The 7011-nt window shown below is 67.9% G+C and carries 8 protein-coding genes and 2 pseudogenes; 5 read left to right on the top strand and 5 right to left on the bottom strand.

The window, feature by feature from the left end:
• Nucleotides 1–481: pseudogene (locus IEZ19_RS39025) on the top strand (IS701 family transposase); the annotation flags it as partial.
• Here IEZ19_RS39025 and IEZ19_RS51535 read toward each other — a convergent pair.
• Together IEZ19_RS51535 and IEZ19_RS39020 are read right to left on the bottom strand one after the other, a co-directional pair.
• Nucleotides 472–873: pseudogene (locus tag IEZ19_RS51535) on the bottom strand (transposase); the annotation flags it as partial. The pseudogenes IEZ19_RS39025 and IEZ19_RS51535 overlap by 10 nt on opposite strands.
• A 131-nt stretch (nt 874–1004) precedes the next feature.
• Entirely contained in the window at nt 1005–1568 is a 564-nt protein-coding gene (locus IEZ19_RS39020) for a TetR/AcrR family transcriptional regulator (protein ID WP_189316131.1), read from the bottom strand.
• 138 nt (nt 1569–1706) lie between these two features.
• Here IEZ19_RS39020 and IEZ19_RS39015 point away from each other — a divergent pair, with 138 nt between their 5' ends.
• The 4 genes from IEZ19_RS39015 (at nt 1707) to IEZ19_RS39000 (ending at nt 4789) form a co-directional block, all read left to right on the top strand.
• Nucleotides 1707–2432: an SDR family oxidoreductase gene (locus IEZ19_RS39015; RefSeq protein WP_189316130.1), complete on the top strand. Its 726-nt coding sequence runs from the start codon at nt 1707–1709 to the stop codon at nt 2430–2432.
• Between the two features lie 69 nt (nt 2433–2501).
• Nucleotides 2502–3572, top strand: a complete 1071-nt coding sequence (locus tag IEZ19_RS39010) for an aldo/keto reductase (protein WP_189316129.1) — start codon at nt 2502–2504, stop codon at nt 3570–3572.
• A 69-nt stretch (nt 3573–3641) separates the two neighbouring features.
• A complete protein-coding gene (locus IEZ19_RS39005) occupies nt 3642–4388 on the top strand; it encodes an SDR family oxidoreductase (RefSeq protein ID WP_189316137.1) in 747 nt (248 codons plus the stop codon).
• A gap of 62 nt (nt 4389–4450) precedes the next feature.
• Nucleotides 4451–4789 carry an MDR/zinc-dependent alcohol dehydrogenase-like family protein gene (locus tag IEZ19_RS39000; RefSeq protein WP_189316128.1) on the top strand — a complete coding sequence of 113 codons (339 nt, stop codon included), beginning with the start codon at nt 4451–4453 and terminating at the stop codon, nt 4787–4789.
• A 452-nt stretch (nt 4790–5241) separates the two neighbouring features.
• Here IEZ19_RS39000 and IEZ19_RS38995 read toward each other — a convergent pair whose 3' ends face one another.
• Genes IEZ19_RS38995 through IEZ19_RS38985 form a run of 3 tightly spaced genes read right to left on the bottom strand, consistent with a single transcriptional unit; the run spans nt 5242 to nt 6825 of the window.
• Nucleotides 5242–5907, bottom strand: a complete 666-nt coding sequence (locus IEZ19_RS38995; protein ID WP_189316127.1) for a dihydrofolate reductase family protein — start codon at nt 5905–5907, stop codon at nt 5242–5244.
• Nucleotides 5907–6479, bottom strand: a complete 573-nt coding sequence (locus tag IEZ19_RS38990; RefSeq protein WP_229841309.1) for an SRPBCC family protein — start codon at nt 6477–6479, stop codon at nt 5907–5909. Before IEZ19_RS38990 ends, IEZ19_RS38995 begins: the two co-directional genes overlap by 1 nt.
• The gene (locus tag IEZ19_RS38985) at nt 6463–6825 is read right to left on the bottom strand and encodes an ArsR/SmtB family transcription factor (protein WP_189316126.1); all 363 of its coding nucleotides are present in this window, start codon (nt 6823–6825) and stop codon (nt 6463–6465) included. The genes IEZ19_RS38990 and IEZ19_RS38985 overlap by 17 nt, the downstream gene beginning before the upstream one ends.
• Nucleotides 6826–7011: the final 186 nt, after the last annotated feature.

Raw genomic sequence — 7011 nt, 5'->3', positions numbered from 1 at the left:
GCGGGCACGGCCGGTTCTGAGGGGGCTCCGGCGCAGCAATGCGCCGGAGCTACCCGACGAATTCGCCGGGCATCGCACCCCCGACGGCCTCCAGCGGTTACTGAACGGAGCGACCTGGGACGCCGACGACGTCCGCGACGACCTGCAGTCATACGTCGCCAAGCACCTCGGCGACGACGCCGGGGTACTCGTCATCGACGACACCGGCTTCGTCAAGAAGGGCACCACCTCTGCCGGGGTGCAGGGCCAATACTCCGGTACCGGCGGACGCACCGAGAATTGCCAGATTGGCGTCTTCGCCGCCTACGCCACCAGCACCAGCACCAGCACCAGCACCAGCCGCACGTTGGTAGATCGGGAGCTGTACCTGCCCAGGTCCTGGACGGACGACCGCGAGCGCTGCCGGGCGGCGAAGGTCCCCGACGAACGTGGCTTCGCCACCAAAGGAGAGCTGGCCAAGCGCCTCGTGCTGCGGGCCCTGGCCTTCTCCTCCTCGGCAGCGGCCTTCTCCAGGGCGGTAAGGAGGTCCTGGTCCAGGTGCATCCCGGCGGCGTCGTGGTGAGCGCGCGCGGTGGTGGAGTCGATGCTGACCAGGGACAGGTCCACCTCGCCCCGCTTCGCTGCTTCCGCGATCAGGCCCTCCAGCAGGGCCTCGAAGACGCCCGCGTCACGCCACTGCCGGAAGCGGTTGTGCACAGTGGACCAGGCGCCGAACTCCTGCGGCATCTCCCGCCACTGCCCGCCGGTCTTGAACCGCCAGATCACCCCCTCGAACTGCTGCCGCAGCCGCTCGGGATACGGGCCGTACTCGCCGATCGGCACGTACGGCCCGATGAACTCCCATTCCTCGTCAGTCAGTTGCCCTCGCGTCACGCAAGAAGACCTACCGACCCAGGCCCCGTCGCGAGGGCGATTCCCGCAAATTGATCACGACTCGATACGCGCCCTAATGATCAACTACTGGCGCGGGACACCAGCGCAGGACAGGCACGTCCTCGACCTGCCTAGTGCGGCCTCAGCCCGTCGACGACGACGGTGAGCATGCGGTCGAGTTGGGCGCGCTGCTCGAGCGCACCGGCCACGGAGAGCACGCCGGCGAGGATGCTGCCGACGTCGACCGGATCGATGTCGCTGCGCAGCTCTCCTGCCTCGGCGCCGGCCTCGAGCACCATCCCCAGGACTTGCTGGACCTCATCGCAGACCGGTCCGGTGCCGAAGCGTCCGGAAGCGCTCATGGCGACCAGGGCTTCGCAGATGCCGCGCCGTTCGCCCGCCCACTCGGCGAAGTGGCGCATCCAGGTGTGGAGAGCCTGTGCAGGCTGCTCGGTAGCCAGGAGGACTCGCGCGTCATCGCGCAGAGGGCGGATCTGGTCGCGGTAGACCTCTTCGACCAGGTCCTCTCGGGTGGGGAAGTGTCGGTAGAGGGTGCCGGTTCCCACGCCCGCGCGTTTGGCGATCGCGTCCAGCGAGATCGCCTGTCCGGAGGCGAAAGCCTCAGCGGCCGTGACGATCAGGTGCTCTCGGTTGCGTTGGGCATCGGCGCGCAGGGTGCTTCGTGGAGGTGTCATGGCCTTCGCGATCGGGAGTGTCGGGTGAGGTGCGGGGAACGAATCGGAGACATCTCCGGTTAGTGTACAGTGACGCAAGCGGAGACCCCTCCGGTTACTGATGATGTCCGACCCTGCCCGCTCGACGAAAGGCCCCCCATGCCCGCAGCGCTCATCACCGGCGGTACCACCGGAATCGGCAGAGCGACCGCCGAACTACTGCACGCCCGTGGCTACCAGGTCGCTGTCACCGGACAGAACCCCGATTCCCTCGCGCGAGCAAGGCTCGAGCTTCCCGACGACGTACTCGTCGTCCAATCCGACGCACGTGTTCTGGCCGACACCGACGCTCTCGTGGCGACGGTGTCCGAACGTTTCGGGTCTCTCGACCTGCTGTTCCTCAACGCCGGGATCTTCCGCCCCGCACCGGTCGACGATGTGACGGAGGAGTCGTTCGACGAGCAGGTCGACGTCAACTTCAAGGGCCAGTACTTCACCCTCCAGAAGGCCCTTCCGCTCATGAACGACGGCGGATCGATCGTGCTGACCGTGGGCATCGGAGCCCGTCGCGGCAGCCCTGGCGCCACGCTGGGGGCGGCGACGCGCGGCGCGTTGCTGGCGATGCTGCCTTCGCTCGCGCTCGAACTGGCTCCGCGCAGGATCCGCGTCAACGCCGTGAGTCCCGGGGCGACCGAGACCCCGTTGTTCGACAAGTTGGGAGTTCCCCAGAGCGGCCGGGACGCCATGCGCACGAAGATCCCGTTCGAGCGCTTTGGATCCGGCCAGGAAATCGCGGAAGTCGTCGCCTTCCTCGCCTCGGACGCCGCCGGCTACGTCACCGGTCAGGACGTCGCCGTGGCCGGCGGCTACGGGCTCGGCGCCTGAAACTCGGGTGAGCCGACCACTGATCCGCACCTCTCGAACGCCACGAACCACAACTAACAGGAGAACACGATGCCACTCACTCTCGACACCTACCGACTGCTGGGCCGTTCCGGACTGCGGGTCTCACCGCTGGCGCTGGGCACGGCGACGTTCGGCACCGAGTGGGGCTGGGGCGCCGAACGCGAGGAGGCGCGCAAGCTCTTCGACCGCTACACCGAGCTCGGCGGCAACTTCTTCGACACCGCCAGCACCTACACCAACGGCAGTTCCGAGCGACTGCTGGGCGAGTTCACCCGCACCAACCGCGACGGACTGGTGCTGGCGACGAAGTACTCGACGCTGCGCCAGCCCGGTGACCCCAATTCCGGGGGTACGCACCGCAAGAGCATGCTGGCGTCGGTGGAAGCCAGCCTGCGGCAGCTGAACACCGACTACATCGATCTGCTCTATCTGAACGTCTGGGACTTCAGGACGCCGGTGGAGGAGATCCTGCGCGGCCTGGACGACCTGGTGAGGCAGGGCAAGGTTCTGTACGTGGCGATCTCCAGCGCCCCGGCCTGGCAGGTGTCGCGCATGCAGACGATCGCCGACCTGCGCGGCTGGTCGCCGCTGGTCGCGCTGGAGATCGAGTACAGCCTGATCGAGCGTACCGGGGAGCGTGACCTGATCCCCATGGCACGCGAGATGGGACTGGGCGTGGTCCCCTTCTCTCCGCTGGGCGGCGGGTTGCTCACCGGCAAGTACAGCCGGGAGGACCTGAACCCGACGGGCCCGGTCGCCGGCGAAACCGCCAGCAGCCGCAAGAGCCTCAACGCCGCCCTGGGAATGGTTACCGAACGTACCCTCGCCATCGCCGATGCGGTGAAGGAGGTGGCCTCGGAGCTGGGCCGCACACCCGCCCAGGTCGCACTGGCCTGGACCCTGCACTCCCCGGGCGTGACGGCACCCATCATCGGCGCCCGCACCATCGCGCAGCTGGAGGACAACCTGGGTGCCCTGCAGGTCGACCTCACTCCTTCCCAGCTGGCCCGCCTCGACGAGGTCAGCGCCATCGACCTCGGCATTCCGCACGGCCTGCTCGCCAGCGATCACATCCGCACGGTCACCTCAGGTGACATGAAGATCGAAACCCGCCGCTGATTCACTTCATGAACGGCGACATCCAGACATACCACCACGTTTTTGGCGATGGAACGGAGCAACCTCGGCATGGGTAACTACAGCGACAAGAATGTCGTGATCACGGGTGGCAGCAGCGGCATGGGGCTCGCGGTAGCAGAGCTGCTGGTGCAAGGCGGAGCCCGCGTGGTGATCACCGGCCGGTCTCAGGCCAAGCTCGACGCGGCGCGCGAGCGGCTCGGCGAGAATGCCGTGGCCGTCCGGGCCGATGTGGCCTCACTGTCCGACCTGGATACGCTCGCCGACCGTGTGAAGAGCGAGCTCGGCTCGATCGAGGCTCTGTTCGTCAACGCCGGCATCTCACCCCTCACGCCCCTCGAGTCGACGACCGAGGAGATGTACGACGAACTATTCGCGATCAACGTCAAGGGCGCCTTCTTCACTGTGCAGAAGCTCGCCCCGCTGCTGAGCACGAACGCCGGCGTCGTCCTCACCACCTCGATCGCGAACGTCATCGGCTTGGTCGACACCAGCATCTACTCGGCCGGCAAAGCGGCGCTGCGCTCGATGGCCCGCACCTTCTCCCGCGAGCTGCTTCCGCGAGGAATTCGTGTCAATGCGATCAGCCCGGGTCCCATCGACTCGGGGATTCTGGAAACGATGAACTTGTCCAAAGAGGCCGCCGACCAGTTCAGGGCGGAGCGGACCGCGAGCAACCCCATGAAGCGTTACGGCACCGTCGAGGAGTTCGCCAAGGCGGCCGCATTCCTCGCCTTCGACGCCACGTACACCACCGGCATCGAGCTGGCCGTGGACGGCGGCGAAACCCAGCTCTGAGCTCGCCCTGCCGTCCCGCCACAGGCTCAGGCCCGGCTACGACCGACCGAGAGACTTCCATCATGACCGTCCAGGGACCATACGCCGTCGTCCTGCGCGAGCATCGTGGGGATCTGGCTCAGCCGCCCAGCTCACTGCTCGAGGTGGTCACGCTCCCTCCGCAGAAGCTGGCCGCCGGCCAGGTCCGGGTGCGGAACCTGTACCAACAGGTGATCGCGGCGAGCGGCGACCTGATGTTCGAGACCGCTCAAATCCGGGTGCCCGCCTTCCGGGTCGGCGAGCCGGTCTACGGCACCGCGATCGGCACGGTCGTCGAGTCACGCGCCGACGGTAGGCAGCCCGTGAAGCCGAGGGCCTTGATCTGTACGACCAGGGTTACACCGTGGAGGCGGCACCTCTGATGCGGAACCTGGTGGGGCACGCCTACGCGATGAACTGACTGGCCGACAGCGGCGAGCCAGCCGTTGCAGCGCTCACTGATCACTGGAACGAACACCGGCGGAAGCTCGCCAAGAACGTGAACGAGACCTGGAACCTCCCTGAGCCGGCCCCGCGCCTTCAGCGGACCCGATTGTGTTCGCCAACCCTGAGAGTGAGGTCTTCTCGGCAACCTGGCGGTTGCGGTGCGTGATCATACCTCGGGCGGCGGGGTGGTGACCTGGCGTCAGACATGGGTGGTCGGGTGGCCCGGAGGGGTTTCGCCTCCGGGCCACCCGACCACGTCTGCTCGCACCGGTGCGACCTAAATCCGTGCCGAAGACGCGGGCCGCGACCTGGTGGGACCACACCGGACCCCAGGCGCGCCCGCTCCGTACACAGACCGGACGGACATCACAGCGTTACGTGATGACTCTCAGCGTTTCACGGCGGTGTAGGTCAGGTGGGTCACCCGGGACGATGCGTCCGTGCGGGCCTGGTCCAGCGCGAGGCGGGCGGGGTCCACGCGGTCGAACAGGCGGATGCCGGTGCCGAACAGGACGGGTGCGAGCGTAATCGAGAACTCGTCGATCAGGCCGCTGTCCAGGTACTCCTGGATCGTCTCGGCACCTCCGGCGATGCGCACGTCGCGGTCGCCGGCGGCCTCGCGGGCCTGGAGCAGCGCGCTCTCGATGCCGTCGTTGACGAAGTGGAAGGTGGTGCCGCCCGGCCGCTCCCACGGGTCACGCTTGGTGTGGGTGACGACGAACACCGGGGTGTGGAACGGCGCCTCCTCCGGCCATGCCAGCTCGCCGCCGTCGAACATGCGCTTGCCCATGACGCTCGCACCGGTGCGCTCGTACGTCGCCCGTGCGATGTCGTTGTCGAGTCCTTCCTCGCCGCCCTCGCCGAGCTTGAGGTTCTCCCGGAACCACCGCTGCGGGAACAGCCATGCCTGCAGCTCCGACCACTTCGTCATCCAGCGCTGGGCCCTCGGGTCGTTCTGACCTTCGGGCGAGAATACGTACTCGACGGGCACGGCCTCGGGCGCCATGAAGCCGTCCAGTGACATCGTCACGCTGAAGAACACCTTCCCGGCCATCAGCGCACCGTCCCTTCCTGCCCGGTCTCCTGCTCAGTCATGGGCTCGCCGGCGGTCGCCGGCCCGCGGCCCGTGGACCGTTCCCGGGCGACCTCCGCGACGTAGGCCGCCAGGTTGCGCAGCGTCTGCTCGCCGCTCTCGATCGCGTGGTACTTCTCCACGGCCTCGTCGCGGAGTTCCTTGGTGGGGAACACCGCGCGCATCACGATCCGGGTCTGCTCGCCGGCCGGCTCGAAGGTCAGTACCGACTCGAAGGCGTTCGGATCGTCGCGGGACTCGCCGTGCAGCAGCGCGATCCGCTCCGGCGGGACGATCTCCCGCCAGGTGATCCACTCCTGGTAGTCGGTCCCGTCCGGCCCGTGCATCACGAAGTCCCACTCCCCGCCGACGCGGAACTCGAAGGACCGCGTGTTGGTGGTGAAGCCCTCCGGTCCCCACCACCGCGACAGGTGCCGGACTCGCGTGAACGCCTCGAACACCAGCTCCCGCGGGGCGCCGATCACCCGGGAGATCACGATCTCGCGGTCCGCGGTCGCGTGCGCAGCCTCGCCGCCGCTACTGGTCGTCGCCATCGTGTGGTCCCTCCTGCCTTGCCTGCTTCAACTCCTGCACGTACTCGTCCAGCCGGTCGAAGCTCTCGCTCCAGAACCGCTCGAAGCCGCCCACCCACTCGTGGACCGGCCGCAGCCCGCGGGCGTCCAGGCCGTACAGCCGCTGCTTGCCCGCCCCGCGGACCCGCACGAGCCCGACCTCCCGGAGGACCCGCAGGTGCTTGGATGCCTGCGGCTGGGTCATCCCCAGGTTCCGCGCCAGGTCGGTCACCGGCCGCTCGCCGCCCCGCAGCAGCACCAGGATCTCCCGCCGCTGCGGTTCGGCGATCGCGTTGAACGCGTCCGAGGTCGTCGCCGCTCGTGCCATGACGCCATCATATGCCTATATCGGAATGCGTCAACGCACCGTCGCCCGGCCGCGTCACAGGAGGGGCTGTGTGACGCATGACGGGCTGGAACTGTCAGGCAGGTGGAAGACCGCTGCGAGGTCCGTCGCCCATCCTGCGCGAGCAGCCGGACGGAACGGCGCTACCTCAACTCGACCGGCCTGTCA

Source organism: Streptomyces brasiliensis, from assembly GCF_014647875.1.
Taxonomy (GTDB): Bacteria; Actinomycetota; Actinomycetes; order Streptomycetales; family Streptomycetaceae; genus Streptomyces; species Streptomyces brasiliensis.
This window is presented reverse-complemented; position numbering and strand designations above follow the sequence as displayed.

Excerpts from the sequence above, each read along its gene's own strand:
- IEZ19_RS39015 (WP_189316130.1), top strand. The coding sequence starts at position 1,707 with ATGCCCGCAGCGCTCATCACCGGCGGTACCACCGGAATCGGCAGAGCG.
- IEZ19_RS38995 (WP_189316127.1), bottom strand. The coding sequence starts at position 5,907 with ATGGCCGGGAAGGTGTTCTTCAGCGTGACGATGTCACTGGACGGCTTC.
- IEZ19_RS38985 (WP_189316126.1), bottom strand. The coding sequence starts at position 6,825 with ATGGCACGAGCGGCGACGACCTCGGACGCGTTCAACGCGATCGCCGAA.
- IEZ19_RS39010 (WP_189316129.1), top strand. The coding sequence starts at position 2,502 with ATGCCACTCACTCTCGACACCTACCGACTGCTGGGCCGTTCCGGACTG.
- IEZ19_RS39005 (WP_189316137.1), top strand. The coding sequence starts at position 3,642 with ATGGGTAACTACAGCGACAAGAATGTCGTGATCACGGGTGGCAGCAGC.
- IEZ19_RS39000 (WP_189316128.1), top strand. The coding sequence starts at position 4,451 with ATGACCGTCCAGGGACCATACGCCGTCGTCCTGCGCGAGCATCGTGGG.
- IEZ19_RS39020 (WP_189316131.1), bottom strand. The coding sequence starts at position 1,568 with ATGACACCTCCACGAAGCACCCTGCGCGCCGATGCCCAACGCAACCGA.
- IEZ19_RS38990 (WP_229841309.1), bottom strand. The coding sequence starts at position 6,479 with ATGGCGACGACCAGTAGCGGCGGCGAGGCTGCGCACGCGACCGCGGAC.